The organism is Phenylobacterium sp., from assembly GCF_035309685.1.
In the GTDB taxonomy this organism is placed as follows: Bacteria; Pseudomonadota; Alphaproteobacteria; order Caulobacterales; family Caulobacteraceae; genus Phenylobacterium.
The window spans coordinates 150,866-164,003 of sequence record NZ_DATGEX010000026.1 but is presented as its reverse complement, the minus strand read 5'-3'; the positions used below and the strand labels follow the sequence as shown (position 1 = coordinate 164,003).

Here is a 13,138-nt window from a genome sequence, read left to right as displayed (position 1 = left end):
GGTAAGAACCGCGTGTCTCAAGTGCGCGTCGCAATTTCGCGTGCGGAGCCGGTCCGGGGCCTTCGATGATCAACTACAACGAACTCGCCAAATGGGCTGCGGCCTGCCTTGTGATCCTCTGCGGCGGCCTGGCCGGCCACTATGCGGCGCTGGGCATGACCCTGGTGCAGTGGGCCGGTGCGCTCTGCGCGGTGCTGGGCTCGGTGAGCCTTGCGGTGGCCGTGCACGTCTGGCCGGCGCCGGAAAAAGCCCCGCGCCAACGCCAGCGTCAGCGGGACTAGTCAGCCCCTCAATCGGCGTAGACGTCGAGGCCCATGGCGGTGAGCAGGGCCTGCTGCTGCGACAGGGTGATCTTCAAACCTTCGTAGGTCGCCAGGCCCGCGAGGCTAAGGCCTGAGACCTCCGCGCCCCGCAGGTCGGCGTCGGCGAACTTCGCGTCGGTGGTGAGCGCCTGGAAAAGGTCGCAGCGCGTGAGGTCCGCACCGGTCAGGTCCGCGCCCGTCAGGTCCGCCTCGCGCAGGGACGATCCCGACAGATCGCAGGTCGCCAGCTCCGCGTCGGAGAGGTCGGCGAGCTCCAGATTGCAGGCGGTGAAGGCCGCCGCGGTGCGGATCACCTTGCCCCCGAAGGCGCGGCTGAAGTCGGCCCGATGGAAGCGCGCGCCGCGCAGATTGCTGTCCTTGAAAACCACCGACCACAGGCTGGTGCGGTCGATGTCGGCGAAGGAGAGGTCGCAGGCGGTGAACTCGGCCTGGTCGGCCTGGGAGAAGGCGATCTGGACGCCGGAGTGACTGTCGGGATCGGCGAAGTTGCAGCGCGTGAAGACGGCCTCGCGCAGGTCCGCGTGGGCGAAGCGGCAGCGGACGAACCGGCAGTCCGTGAAGCGCGCGTTCTGCAGGATCATGGCCGACAGCTGCGCGTCTGTCAGCGTGCAGTCCGCGAAGGTCGCGTCCGACAGGTCGCGTTCGGCGAAGTCGACGCTGGAAAGGTCGAGGCCAACGTAAGCGCCGCCGGGCCGCAGGTCGGGAAGATCGCTCATCGCGCGATCCTGGGCCGGGCGAGCCGCCAAGAGAAGGCCTCCTGCGCCGCGGCGGCGTGAACGCGGCGTCAGCTAGTTGAACCTTGGCTAACGGCGGGGCTCGCGCGGCGTTCAGTCGGCCTCGGCCAATCTTCGGGCCATGAGGTCGGAACGTTCCGACCTCGCCGTCCAGAGGAATTGGATCATGAAGATGAAATCGATCGTTCTGGCCGGCGCGACCCTGATCGCGCTGGCCGCCCCGGCCGCCGCGCTCGCCGATCCGGACTGGGGTCATGACCGCGGCTATCACGACCGCGACTACCGCCGCGACCGCGACGACTGGCGTCGCGGCGAATACCGCGCTTACGACCGCTGGGAAGGCCGCTACGACCGCGGCTACGCCCGCTGCTTCGTCGAGCGGCGCGGCTACTACAATTGGTACGGCCAGTACGTGTCGCGGCCGGTCGAAGTCTGCCGCTGACCCCTGACCCTTGCGCCCTTCTCCCGCGCCTGGGGGAAGGGCGCCGCCCGAGACGGCCTACTCGGCCAGCGTGACCGGCACCAGGATCTCGCCGCCGCTCTTGCGGAACTTCTCAGCCATCTCGGCCATGCCGCCGGCGACCTCGTTCTGCTTGCGCGCGGCGTCCCGGATGTCCTGGCTGATCTTCATCGAGCAGAACTTGGGCCCGCACATGGAGCAGAAGTGGGCGGTCTTCATCGCCTCCTTCGGCAGGGTCTCGTCGTGGTAGAGGCGCGCGGTTTCCGGGTCGATGCCGAGGTTGAACTGATCCTCCCACCGGAACTCGAAGCGGGCTCTGGAGATGGCGTCGTCCCAGGCCCGTGCGGTCGGATGGCCCTTAGCCAGATCCGCGGCGTGGGCGGCGAGCTTGTAGGTCATGACGCCCACCTTGACGTCCTCACGGTTGGGCAGACCCAGGTGCTCCTTGGGCGTCACGTAGCAGAGCATGGCCGTGCCGAACCAGCCGATCATCGCCGCGCCGATGGCGCTGGTGATGTGGTCGTAGCCGGGCGCCACGTCGGTGGTCAGCGGGCCTAGCGTATAGAACGGCGCCTCGCCGCAGACCTTCAGCTGCTTTTCCATGTTGGCCTTGATCTTGTGCATCGGCACGTGGCCGGGGCCTTCGATCATGGTCTGGACGTTATGCTTCCAGGCGATCTGGGTGAGCTCGCCCAGGGTCTCCAGCTCGCCGAATTGCGCGGCGTCATTGGCGTCGGCGATGCAGCCGGGGCGCAGGCCATCGCCCAGGCTGAACGAGACGTCGTAGGCCTTCATGATCTCGCAGATGTCTTCGAAGTGCTCGTAGAGGAAGTTCTCCTTGTGATGCGCCAGGCACCATTTGGCCATGATCGAGCCGCCGCGGCTGACGATGCCGGTCACCCGCGTGGCGGTCAGCGGCACATAGGCGAGCCTGACGCCCGCGTGGATGGTGAAGTAGTCGACGCCCTGCTCGGCCTGCTCGATGAGCGTGTCGCGGAACACCTCCCAGGTCAGGTCCTCGGCGACGCCGTTCACCTTCTCCAGCGCCTGGTAGATCGGCACCGTCCCGATCGGCACGGGCGAGTTGCGCACGATCCAGTCGCGGATGTTGTGGATGTTGCGGCCGGTGGAGAGGTCCATGACCGTGTCGCCGCCGCAGCGGATCGCCCAGACCATCTTGTCCACCTCGTCCGAGACGTGGCTGAGGACGGCCGAGTTGCCGATGTTCGCGTTGATCTTCACCAGGAAGTTGCGGCCGATGATCATCGGCTCGAGCTCGGTGTGGTTGATGTTGGCCGGGATGATGGCGCGGCCGCGGGCGATCTCGTCGCGGACGAACTCCGGCGTGCAGAAGTCCGGGATCTCGGCGCCGAAGTCCTCGCCGTCGCGGATCGCGAAGTCGCCGGACTGGCGGCGCAGGTTCTCGCGGATGGCGACGTATTCCATCTCGGGGGTGATGATCCCGCGCCGCGCATATTCCAGCTGGGTGACGTTGGCGCCGGCCTTGGCGCGGTAGACGCGGCGGGGCGCGGTGAACTGCGGCGCCAGATGCTCGCCCTTGGCGAAACCGTTGTCCTCCGGCTTCACCTCGCGGGGGTTCTGCACGATCTCGATGTCGCCGCGGGAGACCACCCAGGGCTCGCGGGTCTTGGACAGGCCCTTCTCGATGTCGATGCCGACCGTTGGGTCGGTGTAGGGGCCGGAGGGATCGTAGAGCGTCAGAGCCGGCTCGTTGGCGCTCGGATGGACCGCCACCTCGCGGAACGGCACTCGGATGTCGGGCCACAGGACACCGGCCTGATAGATCTTCTTCGACCCCGGCCTTTCACCAACAGGAATGGCGCCGGTGGGGATTTGAGCGGGTTCGATATTGGCGGTGGGCTTGTTCATCGCGTGCAGCCTCGTTCGAGGGCCGCCGGGACGGGAGATCGAAGCGAACGACGCTTGCGCCCGCAGGTCCTTCCCTTCGCCGGCATGACCCGGATCAGGTTCGACGGGTCGCGGGATCACCCGCCTCTCAGCCGCTTGGCGCGGCCCCCCGAGGAGACCCCGACGTTAGGCCTGAAGGGTCGGCGGGGAAAGCTTCAAATCAGGCCTGCACCAGCCGCACCCGCGTCCCGCTGAGGATCACGTCGTCGCCTTCGAGTTTGCCGCGGGCCTTTGCCACCGCGCGGACGGCGTCGGGGTCCTTCACCGCCACGTCGAAACGGCCAAGGCCCTCGCCGCGGCCGTCGGTGGCGACCACGAAGCGGATTTCGCCGCCGTCGGGGAGGTCGATCCTCCAGCCCGCGCCGGTCTTCACCGGCGCAAAGCCGAGGATCTCGCCCCAGCGCCGGGCCAGCGCCTCCGGGTCGTCGCCCTGGAGTTCGACGCCGGTGATCGCCGTCGAGACGTCGGTGCGCAGGTTCTCCCGCCAGACCTCGCCGCCCCACTCCCAGTGCTCCCAGGTCGGCATCTGGTCGACCGAGACGATGGCCGCGCCGATGTCGCGCGGGTGGATGTGGCTCATGCGCACGCCGTTGTCGCGGTCGTAGCGGGCGACCGTGCGGGCGCCGGCGGCTTCGATCCGGTCGCGGGCCGGCTCGATGTCGTGGACCTGGAAAATGGCCATATACCCCCCATCACCGCCTCGCTTCTGCAGCAGGCGGCCGGCGGTGGTGCCCTCCTGTTTCGGCGACACCACCTCCAGGAAGGTCTCGCCGATCGGGAAGACCGCGTTCTTCAGCCCAAAGGCGCCGACGCCCGGGTCGTCGTAGGCGTAGTCGAGGCCAAGGATGGCGCGGATGTCGGCCTCGCAGGCGGCGAGGTCGTGGCCCACCAGGGCGATCTGACGAAGGCGCATTTGAGCCGGCTCCCTATGACTGGCCGCAAGCTTACCGGCTTCCGTTCCGTAGGCGTCAAGGCCTAGGGTTGCGGCCGCAACATTCGGGAGGACGCGTCATGGCGAAACTGGAAACCGGAACCGAGGACCTGCTGGCGGACCTGGAGGGCGGCGTGCTGACCCTCACGCTGAACCGGCCGCAGGCGCGCAACGCCATGAGCGAAGGCATGAACCAGGCGCTGGGCCAGCAGCTGGCCGCCGCCGAGCTGAACCCCGACGTGCGCTGCGTGGTGCTGACCGGCGCCGGCCAGGGCTTCTGCGCCGGCGGCGACGTGAAGGGCATGAACGAGCGCAATTCCGGCAGCGGCCGGCCGGTCAGCATCGATGAGGCGATCGCCACCCAGCGGATCAACCAGCGGGCCACGGCCGGCAAGCTCTTCAAGATGGCCAAGCCGACCATCGCCGCCCTGCCGGGCGCGGCGGCCGGCGCGGGGCTGTCGCTGGCGCTGGCCTGCGACCTTAGGATCATGGCGAAGACCGCGATCCTGACGACGGCCTTTGCCCGCGTGGGCCTGGCCGGCGACTACGGCGGCACCTACTTCCTGACCCAGCTGGTCGGTTCGGCCAAGGCGCGCGAGATGTACTTCCTCTCCGACCGGGTGAGCGCCGACGAAGCGCTGCGGCTGGGCCTCGCCAACTGGGTGGTCGAGCCGGACGAGCTGGCCGCCAAGACCGCCGAGATCGCCAAGCGCCTGGCCAGCGGCCCCGCGGTCTGCTTCCGCTACATGAAGGAGAACCTCAACCGGGCCATGGGCGGCGAGGTCGATGAGTGCCTCGACCTGGAGGCGACGCACCACGTCCATTCCGCGTCCACCGCCGACCACAAGGAGGCCGCCGCCGCCTTCGTGGCCAAGCGCGAGCCGGTGTTCCAGGGACGGTAGGCGGTTCCCGCAAGCGGCGCTTGCGCGCTGGCTTTTCCGGGAGTGACATCGGCCTCATCGCCGCGCCGTCAAGAGCGCGGGTCGAGACCCGGGAGGACCCTGATGAAGCTTGCAATCGCCTTGATCGGCGCGGTGAGTCTGGCTGCCAGCACACCCGCGCTCGCCGCCGAGAAGCCGGCTGGAAAATGCTTCGACGTCAAGGACATCAAGGGCCACGTCATCGCCGACGACCGCACGCTCTACCTCAACGTCGGCGGCCAGTCGGTCTACCGGGTGGGCATGAGCAACAACTGCCTGGGCGGCATGGCCCCCAGCGACCCGGTGACCCTCACCGGCCGCGGCGCGCCCAAGATCTGCGAGGCGTCCGACCTGGACGTCCACGCCGAGGTGAACGGCGGCGGCCTCTCCTCGCGCTGCGTGATCGACACGCTCACCAAGCTGACCCCTGCCCAGGCCTCGGCCCTGCCCGCGAAGCTGAAGCCCTAGCGGCGCCGTTCGCAGCGGTGAGCCTTCTCCAGGGCTGCCGATACCAACGGATATCATGGTAGCCTTCACGCCAAGCTCAGCATATAAAAAAGTCATAAGAAATCGGGAGATCGCCATGAAGCCCGCCCTTGCCCTGGCCGCCGCCGCGGCGATGGCCAGCTTTGCCGCCCCCGCCTCCCGCGCCGCCGATCCGGCGCAGGCGTCGGTCCAGGCCGAGGTTGCCGCCAAGCCCGCGCCCGAGTGCTTCTTCGTCCGCGACATCCGCAACCAGACCATCGGCGGAAACCACGTCATCTATTTCAACGTCCGCAACCGCGAGACCTACCGGATCGACGTGAGCGGGCCCTGCCTAGCGGCGGCGGGGCCGTCGGATCGGGTCAGCGTGGATAGCCACGGAGCGGGCGGTCAGGTCTGTGGCAAGCTGGACCTTGAGGTCCGCGTGTTGGGCGGCCGCTGCATCGTCGAGAACGTCAGCAAGATGACCCCGCAGGAGGTGGCCGCCATGCCGCGCCGCTCCGATCCGCAGGACCTGACGCTAGGGTTCCACCTGAAGCCGGTCCTGGGGGGCGGGCTGACGCACTAGCCCGGCGTTCAGCCTGCATTCAGCGGAATCGGCGCAAGCGTGGCCAGTTGAGCCGCAAAAGGAGATGAGACCATGAAGACCGCTCCCATCCTGATCGGCGCCGCCGCGGCGGTCCTGATCGGCCTGCCGGCCGCCGCCCAACCGAAAGCGGAGAACAACTGCTTCTGGACCCGCGACCTGCGCAACCACACCGTGGGCGGCGAGCATGTGCTCTATTTCGATGTCGGCGGCCGGTCGGTCTACAAGGTCGAGACCAGCGACAGCTGCCTGGCCGGCGCCAGTTCGTCGGACCCGATCGTCATGCTCAACCGCACCGGCAGCGGCCAGATCTGCAACAAGATGGATCTGGATATCAGCGTGCGCGGGGCCCGCTGCATCGTCTCCAACATGACCAAGCTCACCCCGGCCGAGGCCGCGGCCTTGCCGAAGAAGATGAAGCCCTGACACGAACGCCGATCACGGGAGGCCGATGATGAAACTTTCGATAGCCGCGGGCCTGGCCGGCGCGGTCCTGGTCCTGTCGCTCGGCTCCGGCGCGGCCGCGCAGCACGCGCCCAAGGGCTGCTTCCTGACCGAGGACCTGCGCAGCCACACCATCGCTGGCAAGGACACGATCTATCTGAACGTGAACGGCGTCGACACCTACGAGGTGAAGACCGACAGCGCCTGCCTGGCGCACGCCACCTCGCACGAGCCGATGGTGGTCAAGGATCTGGGCCTGGGCAAGATCTGCCATGCCCACGACCTGGAGGTGATCGTGCGCGGTTCGCGCTGCCACATCGCCAGCATGACCAAGCTGACCGAGGCCGCGGCGGCCGCCATCCCGAAAGCGTTGCAGCCCTAGGTTCGCCGCGCGAAATTCGCAGAACGGCGAAACCTCACTTACGCTCTGGCGGGGGCTATGCCGCAGCGTCACTTCGGTGTACGGCGGCGCCATGCATCTCGCCCGATATAACCCCGTCCGCTTCGCCCATCTCCCCACCCCGCTCGAGCCGTTGCCGCGGCTGAGCGAAGCGCTTTCGGGCTCGCCGGGCGGCGGCCCGAACCTGTGGATCAAGCGCGACGATTGCACGGGCCTGGCCGGCGGCGGCAACAAGACCCGCAAGCTGGAATATCTGCTGGGCGACGCGCTGGCCAACGACGCCACGACGTTGGTCACCCAGGGCGCGGTGCAGTCGAACCACGTGCGCCAGACGGCGGCCGCGGCGGTCCGCTTCGGCCTCGACTGCGAGATCATCCTGGAGGAGCGCACCGGCTCCAACGCCGTCGACTACACCCAGTCGGGCAACGTCCTGCTGGACGAGCTGATGGGGGCCAAGATCCGCCGCGTGCCGGGTGGCACGGACATGAACGAACAGCTCGCCCTGGTGGCCGCCGAGGTCGCCGCGCGTGGCGAGCGGCCCTATGTGATCCCGGGCGGCGGCTCCAATGTGATCGGGGCGCTGGGCTATGTGGAATGCGCGCTGGAGCTGGTGAACCAGGCCAACGAGATGGGGCTGGAGATCGACCGCATCGTCACCGCCACCGGCAGCGCCGGGACGCACGCGGGTCTGGTGGCCGGCATCGCGGTCATGGGCGCCGACATCCCGATCCTGGGCATCGGCGTGCGCGCGCCGAAAGAGGCTCAGGAGGCCAACGTCTTCAAGCTGGCCGTGGAAACCGCCGACCTGCTGGGCCACAAGGACCGCGTCACCCGCGACATGGTGGTGGCCGACTGCGACTACGTCGGGGCGGGCTACGGCATCGTCGACGAAGAGGTGATCGAGGCGCTGAAGCTGGCCGCGCGCACCGACGCGATCCTGTTGGACCCGGTCTATACCGGCAAGGCGATGAAGGGGCTGATCGCCCTCTCGAAAGCCGGCCAGTTCGACGGCGAGACCGTGGTCTTCCTGCACACCGGCGGCGCCCAGGGCCTGTTCGGCTACCAGTCGGTCCTGGACGGCCACCTCTGATGTCCTGTTTCGCCAAGGCTACGCAGGACTTGTCCTTCGAAGCTCCGGCAGGAGCGAAGTAGGATGAGTGAGGAGCCTGCCCGCAAGTCGCTGGTGCTGGGCGTGCTGGGCGGCATGGGCCCGGCCGCGACGCTGGTGTTCCTGAACCAGGTCCACGCCTTCACCCCGGCGAAGGGCGACGCCGACCACATCCGCATCCTGATGGACCTCAATCCCAAGGTGCCGGACCGCAACACGCTCGGCCCCGCCGCGGGCGCGACGCTGGCGGAGATGGCGGGCGCGCTGGCCGGCGCCGGCGCCGAGGTGCTGGCCATGCCCTGCAACACCGCCCACGCGCATGCGGGCCTGATCCAGCGGGCGAGCGGCCTGCCGCTGATCGACCTGATCGAGACCGGCGCGAGCGCCGCGCGAGACCTGGGCGCGCGGAGGGTCGGCGTGCTGGGCACCAAGGGCGCGCTTCGGCTCTACCGGGAATATCTGGCGGCCCAGGCCATGGGGCTGGTCAGCCTCGAGCCCGAGCGGCAGGACGAGTTCATGGTCACGATCTACAAGATCAAGGGCGGCGACCTGGGTCCGGCCGTGCGCAAGGAGATGGCCGGCTACGCCGCCGACCTGGTCGCGGCCGGGGCCGAGGCGGTGGTCGCAGGCTGCACCGAGGCGCCGCTGGTGCTGGACGCGAAGGACGTGCGCGGCCCGCTCATCGATCCGGGCGAACTCCTGGCGCGGCGCTGTGTGGCGGTGTGCCTCGGCCTGGAGCCGGTCCCCACGCTTCCCACAGGCTGAAACCCCCGGTATCGCATCTGCAACAGTCCGGGCGCCGGATCGGCCAAGTTCGCGGCTAGGATGCGCGAGAATCGGGACTGGCCGAGTTGGGGGAATGAAATTCATGCGGCCACGCATCCGCCTTATCCCGTTGGCCCTGGGCCTGGCGCTGGGGGCCTCGCCCTTCGGCCATGCGCAGGCGCCGGCGCCGCCCATCCCGGCCCTGCCGTTCGGCGGCAGCGACGGTCCCGCCGCGGCGGGCTTCACCCAGCTGTTCATCAGTCCCTGCGGCGAGCCTTACCGCGGCCGCCCGGGCGAGCCCTATCCGTCCGCCCTGTGGTTCAAACAGGCCGACCTGAACCACGACGGGGTGATCGACAAGAAGGAGTTCCGCGCCGATCACGAGGGCTTCTTCGATGCGCTGGACGCCAACGAGAACGGCTATCTCGACGGCCCTGAGATTGCCTTCTACGAGAGCCGCGTGGTGCCCGACATCCTGGGACCGGGCGCGGTCGGCCTGGCGGCGCCCCGCAGCCTGCCGGGACATCAGGGCGCGCAGCTCTACCTCGCTCAGCTCAGCGGTCCAGGGCCGCTGCAGCAGCCGGAAGGCGGCCATCCGGGCGAGCCGGATACGCTCGGCCCGAAGGGTCCGCCCCCCAGCCTGGGCGCGACCCGGCCGCAGCGGCGCCAGCTGGTGGGCGCGGCGGCCTACGGCTTCTTCGGCGAGGCCGAGCCGCTGACCGCGACCGACACCAATCTGGATGGACGGATCAGCAAGGCCGAGTTCCTGGCGGCCGCCGATCGCCGCTTCGCGATCCTCGACAAGCGCCACGACGGCAAGCTGACGCTGGACGAACTGCCCAAGACCCCGTCGCAGATCGAGCTCGAGCGGCGGCGCAAATAGCTCGCAGCGCCTAGCGCCAGCGCAGCAGCCGCGAGCCCGCCGCTGCGCCGACCGCGGCGACGAGCGCCATGCCGAGCGTGTACCAGATGGCCAGGAACGGGGCCGAGGTCTCGTTGCAGGCGACCGAATAGATCATCGCCCCCAGCGCGCCGGCGCAGCCGCCGGCGGCGAGGCCGGCGAGGCCCAGGCGGGTGGGCGCGAGCCCCCGCACCGCCCAGACTGCGCCGGCCAGCAGCGGCAAGCCGATCGCCAGGATCCGCCAGGGGCAGATCATCGAGGAGTGCCCCATCAACATGGCGTGGTGCGCGTCCGCCGGCGCCTGCGCAAAGCGCATGGCCGCCATCGCCGCCACCAGCGCAAAGGGCGCCGCGGCGGCCAGGGCGAGTCCGCCGACCCGCGCCGCGGGCTTGGCGAGCCGGACCAGCACGCCGGCCAGGATCAGGCCGGTCAGCGCCGCATAGCCGAACTTCATCCAGAACATCGGCGTCATGACCGCCTGGGCGAGGTCGGGCCGGGGTCCCAGCCAGGCCAGCATCACCGCCGCGGAGCCCAGGCCGCCGAGGCCAAGGCCGAGCGCGATACGGCGGCCGACAGCGCCCGGCGCGACCTTGGGCACGTCCGCCGTCAGGCCGGCGATGAGCTCATCAGTCGTCTTCGACATCGGAGCCCCCTTCCTGTGGCGCATACCGGCCGCCGAGCGACTTCAGGCCCCGGTGGATGGCGACCTTCACCGCGCTCTCGGTCATGTCGTGCTTTTGGGCCGCCTCGCGGGTCGAGAGCCCTTCGATCTTGGTTTCGCGGATCAGCGCGCGGGTGCGATCTGGTAGGTCGGCCATGACGCGTTCCAGGTCGCGGGCGGCCATGGCGGCGTCCGCTCCGGCCGGCACGAACAGGGCGTCGGCTTCCTCGGCCGGCGCGCGCAGGTGCAGGCGTCCCCGGCGCAGCGCATCGATCAGCTTGTAGCGCGCGATCGCATAGGCCCAGGCGGTGAAGGGCTGGCCGGCGTCATAGGTGGCGCGGCGCGTATGCACGGCGATCAGCGTCTCCTGCACCAGGTCCTCGGCGTCCACGCCCGGCGGGCAGCGGCGGCCATAGTAGCCGCGCAGCAGCGCGCTGAGCTCGTTCAGCAGCCGGCGATAGGGCTCGGCCTCTCCGGCGAGGCCGGCGAGCATCAAGCCTCGCAGTCTGGGTTCGATCTCGTCCAACGCCGCCTTTTAGGGAGTTCGCGCCACTCGGCGAAACGTTACAGGCTGGATGTTGGTAACCGAACCGCGCTCCGATGCGAACCAGTGATCGAGCTTTGCCAATGTGCTTTGGGGAGATCGACATGAAGAGCCTGATCGCAATCGCCGCCGCCCTGGCGCTGTCACCAGTGGGCGGCGCGCTCGCCCAGTCCGCCGCGCCCACAGCAGGGCCTGTGCAGGTGGTCGAGCTCTACACCAGCCAGGGCTGTTCCTCCTGCCCGCCGGCAAACGCGGCGGTGGCGGCGATCTCCGCGCGGCCGGAGATCCTGGCCCTGTCGTTCGGCGTAACCTATTGGGACGACCTGGGCTGGAAGGACACCTTCGCCCAGAAGAAGTTCACCGACCGCCAGTGGGACTATGCCAAGGGCCTGCGGCACGACAACGTCGCCACGCCGCAGGTGGTGATCAACGGCCGTCTCGACACCGTGGGCCAAAGCGTCGGGGACATCGACATGGCCCTGCGCCGCGCGCCGCTGGCCTCGGGCGGCCCGGCGCTCAGCCTGCAGGGCGGCGCGGTGGCGATTTCCGGCCCCTCCCCCAAGCGCGCCGCCGATGTCTGGCTGGTGCGCTATGACCCGAATGTCGTGCAGGTGCCGGTCAGGCGCGGCGAGAACACCGGCAAGACCCTGCCGCACAAGAACGTCGTCAAGGAACTGACGCGGCTGGGCGACTGGTCAGGCGGGGCCAAGAGCTTCGCCGTGCCAGCCGCGGCGCCTGGGCTTCCTGGCGGCCTGAAGACCGCCATTCTGGTCCAGGCCGGGCCCGGCGGCCCCATCCTGGCGGCCGCCAAGAGCTGATTTCCCACACACCGTTGAGACCCAATTCTCCGCGACCCCGCGGAGGAGACCCTGCCGGCTTGGCCGGTTCCCAAGAGAAGGAAGACCAGAAATGCTGCGTAAGACCCTCACCGCCCTCAGCGCCCTGACGCTCGCCGCCGCCTTCGCCGGCGGGGCGCTGGCCCAGGACAAGCCGATGGCCGCCACCGGCGCGATGTCGACCGGCGCCATGGCCAAGACCGATGGCATGGCCAAGACGGACGGCATGAAGACCGACTCCATGAAGACGCCGATGAAGAAGGCGATGAAGAAGAAGCCGATGGCCGAGACCGGCGCCATGGCCAAGACCGACGGCATGTCCACCGGCTCCATGTCGAAGGGCGCGATGGCCACCGACGCCATGGCCTCCAAGAAGTAGCCGACGAACCGGCCTGGTGGCGGGGCCTCGCGGCGCGATCCGCGAGGCCCTCCGCCTATTGGCCCAGGCGGCTGCCTGTTGTGCAGGAAGCGCTGGCTCGGGACGCTGTGCAACAGGTTGCGCTCGAGATGAGAGCCCCTCGTGCGGCGCGCGAATTTCTCTTACCCAGCGCTAGCTCGATTAGAGCTGGGCCAGCAGGTAGTCGGCCGCCGAGACGCGGAACTCGCCGCCCTCTTCGATGTTCAGCTCCTTCACCACGCCGTCGTCGACGATCATCGAATAGCGCTGCGAGCGCTTGCCCATGCCGAAGCGCGAGGCGTCGAAGGCCAGGCCCACTGCGTCGGTGAAGGCCGCGCCGCCGTCGGCCAGCATGGCGATGTCGTCGCCCACGGCCTGATCCTCGGCCCAGGCGCGCATGACGAAGGCGTCGTTGACCGAAAGGCAGGCGATCACGTCGACGCCCTTGCTCTTGATCTCGGAGGCCAGCTGCTTGAAGCCCGGCAGGTGCTTGGCCGAGCAGGTCGGCGTGAACGCGCCCGGCAGCGCGAACAGCGCCACCTTCTTGCCGCCGAAGAACTCTTCGGTGGTCACCGGCTTGGGACCCTCGGCGGTCGCCAGGGTGAGGGTAACGCTGGGCAGCTTGTCGCCGACTTTGATGGTCATGGATCCGTTCCTCTGGATGGGTGAGAGGGAGATAGCGTCATCTCCGCGCACCGCAAGCGTCCCCGCTCAAA

The 13,138-nt window shown here is 69.1% G+C and carries 18 protein-coding genes and 1 riboswitch; of the genes, 12 read left to right on the top strand and 6 right to left on the bottom strand.

The window, feature by feature from the left end; all coding sequences use genetic code 11:
* The first annotated feature begins 65 nt into the window (after positions 1 to 65).
* Positions 66 to 281: a hypothetical protein gene (locus VKQ35_RS08825; RefSeq protein ID WP_324360642.1), complete on the top strand. Its 216-nt coding sequence runs from the start codon at positions 66 to 68 to the stop codon at positions 279 to 281.
* Positions 282 to 289: 8 nt separating this feature from the next.
* On the opposite strand, the gene VKQ35_RS08820 is transcribed toward VKQ35_RS08825, so the two are convergent.
* Positions 290 to 1,039: a pentapeptide repeat-containing protein gene (locus VKQ35_RS08820; protein WP_324360640.1), complete on the bottom strand. Its 750-nt coding sequence runs from the start codon at positions 1,037 to 1,039 to the stop codon at positions 290 to 292.
* A gap of 190 nt (positions 1,040 to 1,229) precedes the next feature.
* Between VKQ35_RS08820 and VKQ35_RS08815 the strand changes: the two genes are divergently transcribed.
* On the top strand, positions 1,230 to 1,499 hold the full coding sequence (locus tag VKQ35_RS08815; protein WP_324360638.1) for a hypothetical protein: 270 nt from the start codon (positions 1,230 to 1,232) through the stop codon (positions 1,497 to 1,499).
* A gap of 57 nt (positions 1,500 to 1,556) precedes the next feature.
* On the opposite strand, the gene thiC is transcribed toward VKQ35_RS08815, so the two are convergent.
* Positions 1,557 to 3,407 (bottom strand): phosphomethylpyrimidine synthase ThiC, encoded by a 1,851-nt coding sequence (thiC, locus tag VKQ35_RS08810; protein WP_324360636.1) that lies wholly within the window; start codon positions 3,405 to 3,407, stop codon positions 1,557 to 1,559.
* Positions 3,408 to 3,461: 54 nt separating this feature from the next.
* Positions 3,462 to 3,568: riboswitch (TPP riboswitch) on the bottom strand.
* A 38-nt stretch (positions 3,569 to 3,606) separates the two neighbouring features.
* A complete protein-coding gene (locus VKQ35_RS08805) occupies positions 3,607 to 4,359 on the bottom strand; it encodes a VOC family protein (RefSeq protein WP_324360634.1) in 753 nt (250 codons plus the stop codon).
* Positions 4,360 to 4,457: 98 nt separating this feature from the next.
* Here VKQ35_RS08805 and VKQ35_RS08800 point away from each other — a divergent pair, with 98 nt between their 5' ends.
* The 8 genes from VKQ35_RS08800 to VKQ35_RS08765 all read left to right on the top strand — a co-directional run bounded on the left by VKQ35_RS08800 (position 4,458) and on the right by VKQ35_RS08765 (position 9,966).
* On the top strand, positions 4,458 to 5,279 hold the full coding sequence (locus tag VKQ35_RS08800) for an enoyl-CoA hydratase-related protein (protein WP_324360632.1): 822 nt from the start codon (positions 4,458 to 4,460) through the stop codon (positions 5,277 to 5,279).
* A gap of 102 nt (positions 5,280 to 5,381) precedes the next feature.
* The gene (locus VKQ35_RS08795) at positions 5,382 to 5,765 is read left to right on the top strand and encodes a hypothetical protein (protein ID WP_324360630.1); all 384 of its coding nucleotides are present in this window, start codon (positions 5,382 to 5,384) and stop codon (positions 5,763 to 5,765) included.
* Positions 5,766 to 5,880: 115 nt separating this feature from the next.
* Complete coding sequence (locus VKQ35_RS08790; RefSeq protein ID WP_324360628.1) at positions 5,881 to 6,348, top strand: DUF6491 family protein; 468 nt, start codon at positions 5,881 to 5,883, stop codon at positions 6,346 to 6,348.
* A gap of 72 nt (positions 6,349 to 6,420) precedes the next feature.
* Positions 6,421 to 6,792 (top strand): hypothetical protein, encoded by a 372-nt coding sequence (locus VKQ35_RS08785; protein ID WP_324360626.1) that lies wholly within the window; start codon positions 6,421 to 6,423, stop codon positions 6,790 to 6,792.
* A 28-nt stretch (positions 6,793 to 6,820) separates the two neighbouring features.
* On the top strand, positions 6,821 to 7,192 hold the full coding sequence (locus VKQ35_RS08780; RefSeq protein ID WP_324360624.1) for a hypothetical protein: 372 nt from the start codon (positions 6,821 to 6,823) through the stop codon (positions 7,190 to 7,192).
* Positions 7,193 to 7,283: 91 nt separating this feature from the next.
* Entirely contained in the window at positions 7,284 to 8,300 is a 1,017-nt protein-coding gene (locus tag VKQ35_RS08775; protein ID WP_324360622.1) for a D-cysteine desulfhydrase, read from the top strand.
* Positions 8,301 to 8,363: 63 nt separating this feature from the next.
* Entirely contained in the window at positions 8,364 to 9,083 is a 720-nt protein-coding gene (locus tag VKQ35_RS08770) for an aspartate/glutamate racemase family protein (protein ID WP_324360620.1), read from the top strand.
* A gap of 103 nt (positions 9,084 to 9,186) precedes the next feature.
* Complete coding sequence (locus tag VKQ35_RS08765) at positions 9,187 to 9,966, top strand: hypothetical protein (protein WP_324360618.1); 780 nt, start codon at positions 9,187 to 9,189, stop codon at positions 9,964 to 9,966.
* A gap of 10 nt (positions 9,967 to 9,976) precedes the next feature.
* On the opposite strand, the gene VKQ35_RS08760 is transcribed toward VKQ35_RS08765, so the two are convergent.
* Together VKQ35_RS08760 and VKQ35_RS08755 are read right to left on the bottom strand one after the other, a co-directional pair.
* Positions 9,977 to 10,627 (bottom strand): DUF1109 domain-containing protein, encoded by a 651-nt coding sequence (locus VKQ35_RS08760; protein WP_324360617.1) that lies wholly within the window; start codon positions 10,625 to 10,627, stop codon positions 9,977 to 9,979.
* A complete protein-coding gene (locus VKQ35_RS08755; RefSeq protein WP_324360615.1) occupies positions 10,611 to 11,171 on the bottom strand; it encodes a sigma-70 family RNA polymerase sigma factor in 561 nt (186 codons plus the stop codon). The genes VKQ35_RS08760 and VKQ35_RS08755 overlap by 17 nt, the downstream gene beginning before the upstream one ends.
* Before the next feature lie 122 nt (positions 11,172 to 11,293).
* On the opposite strand from VKQ35_RS08755, the gene VKQ35_RS08750 reads away from it, so the two are divergent.
* Both VKQ35_RS08750 and VKQ35_RS08745 read left to right on the top strand, forming a co-directional pair.
* The gene (locus VKQ35_RS08750) at positions 11,294 to 12,007 is read left to right on the top strand and encodes a DUF1223 domain-containing protein (RefSeq protein WP_324360613.1); all 714 of its coding nucleotides are present in this window, start codon (positions 11,294 to 11,296) and stop codon (positions 12,005 to 12,007) included.
* 91 nt (positions 12,008 to 12,098) lie between these two features.
* On the top strand, positions 12,099 to 12,404 hold the full coding sequence (locus VKQ35_RS08745; RefSeq protein WP_324360611.1) for a hypothetical protein: 306 nt from the start codon (positions 12,099 to 12,101) through the stop codon (positions 12,402 to 12,404).
* Between the two features lie 180 nt (positions 12,405 to 12,584).
* On the opposite strand, the gene VKQ35_RS08740 is transcribed toward VKQ35_RS08745, so the two are convergent.
* The gene (locus VKQ35_RS08740) at positions 12,585 to 13,067 is read right to left on the bottom strand and encodes a peroxiredoxin (RefSeq protein ID WP_324360609.1); all 483 of its coding nucleotides are present in this window, start codon (positions 13,065 to 13,067) and stop codon (positions 12,585 to 12,587) included.
* Positions 13,068 to 13,138 lie beyond the last annotated feature (71 nt).

What these genes read in the sequence shown, in the direction of transcription:
- VKQ35_RS08805 (WP_324360634.1), bottom strand. Translation starts at nt 4,359, where the DNA reads ATGCGCCTTCGTCAGATCGCCCTGGTGGGCCACGACCTCGCCGCCTGC.
- VKQ35_RS08765 (WP_324360618.1), top strand. Translation starts at nt 9,187, where the DNA reads ATGCGGCCACGCATCCGCCTTATCCCGTTGGCCCTGGGCCTGGCGCTG.
- VKQ35_RS08825 (WP_324360642.1), top strand. Translation starts at nt 66, where the DNA reads ATGATCAACTACAACGAACTCGCCAAATGGGCTGCGGCCTGCCTTGTG.
- VKQ35_RS08745 (WP_324360611.1), top strand. Translation starts at nt 12,099, where the DNA reads ATGCTGCGTAAGACCCTCACCGCCCTCAGCGCCCTGACGCTCGCCGCC.
- VKQ35_RS08780 (WP_324360624.1), top strand. Translation starts at nt 6,821, where the DNA reads ATGAAACTTTCGATAGCCGCGGGCCTGGCCGGCGCGGTCCTGGTCCTG.
- VKQ35_RS08795 (WP_324360630.1), top strand. Translation starts at nt 5,382, where the DNA reads ATGAAGCTTGCAATCGCCTTGATCGGCGCGGTGAGTCTGGCTGCCAGC.
- VKQ35_RS08775 (WP_324360622.1), top strand. Translation starts at nt 7,284, where the DNA reads ATGCATCTCGCCCGATATAACCCCGTCCGCTTCGCCCATCTCCCCACC.
- VKQ35_RS08815 (WP_324360638.1), top strand. Translation starts at nt 1,230, where the DNA reads ATGAAATCGATCGTTCTGGCCGGCGCGACCCTGATCGCGCTGGCCGCC.
- VKQ35_RS08785 (WP_324360626.1), top strand. Translation starts at nt 6,421, where the DNA reads ATGAAGACCGCTCCCATCCTGATCGGCGCCGCCGCGGCGGTCCTGATC.
- VKQ35_RS08790 (WP_324360628.1), top strand. Translation starts at nt 5,881, where the DNA reads ATGAAGCCCGCCCTTGCCCTGGCCGCCGCCGCGGCGATGGCCAGCTTT.
- VKQ35_RS08760 (WP_324360617.1), bottom strand. Translation starts at nt 10,627, where the DNA reads ATGTCGAAGACGACTGATGAGCTCATCGCCGGCCTGACGGCGGACGTG.
- VKQ35_RS08770 (WP_324360620.1), top strand. Translation starts at nt 8,364, where the DNA reads ATGAGTGAGGAGCCTGCCCGCAAGTCGCTGGTGCTGGGCGTGCTGGGC.
- VKQ35_RS08820 (WP_324360640.1), bottom strand. Translation starts at nt 1,039, where the DNA reads ATGAGCGATCTTCCCGACCTGCGGCCCGGCGGCGCTTACGTTGGCCTC.
- VKQ35_RS08740 (WP_324360609.1), bottom strand. Translation starts at nt 13,067, where the DNA reads ATGACCATCAAAGTCGGCGACAAGCTGCCCAGCGTTACCCTCACCCTG.
- VKQ35_RS08750 (WP_324360613.1), top strand. Translation starts at nt 11,294, where the DNA reads ATGAAGAGCCTGATCGCAATCGCCGCCGCCCTGGCGCTGTCACCAGTG.
- thiC (WP_324360636.1), bottom strand. Translation starts at nt 3,407, where the DNA reads ATGAACAAGCCCACCGCCAATATCGAACCCGCTCAAATCCCCACCGGC.
- VKQ35_RS08800 (WP_324360632.1), top strand. Translation starts at nt 4,458, where the DNA reads ATGGCGAAACTGGAAACCGGAACCGAGGACCTGCTGGCGGACCTGGAG.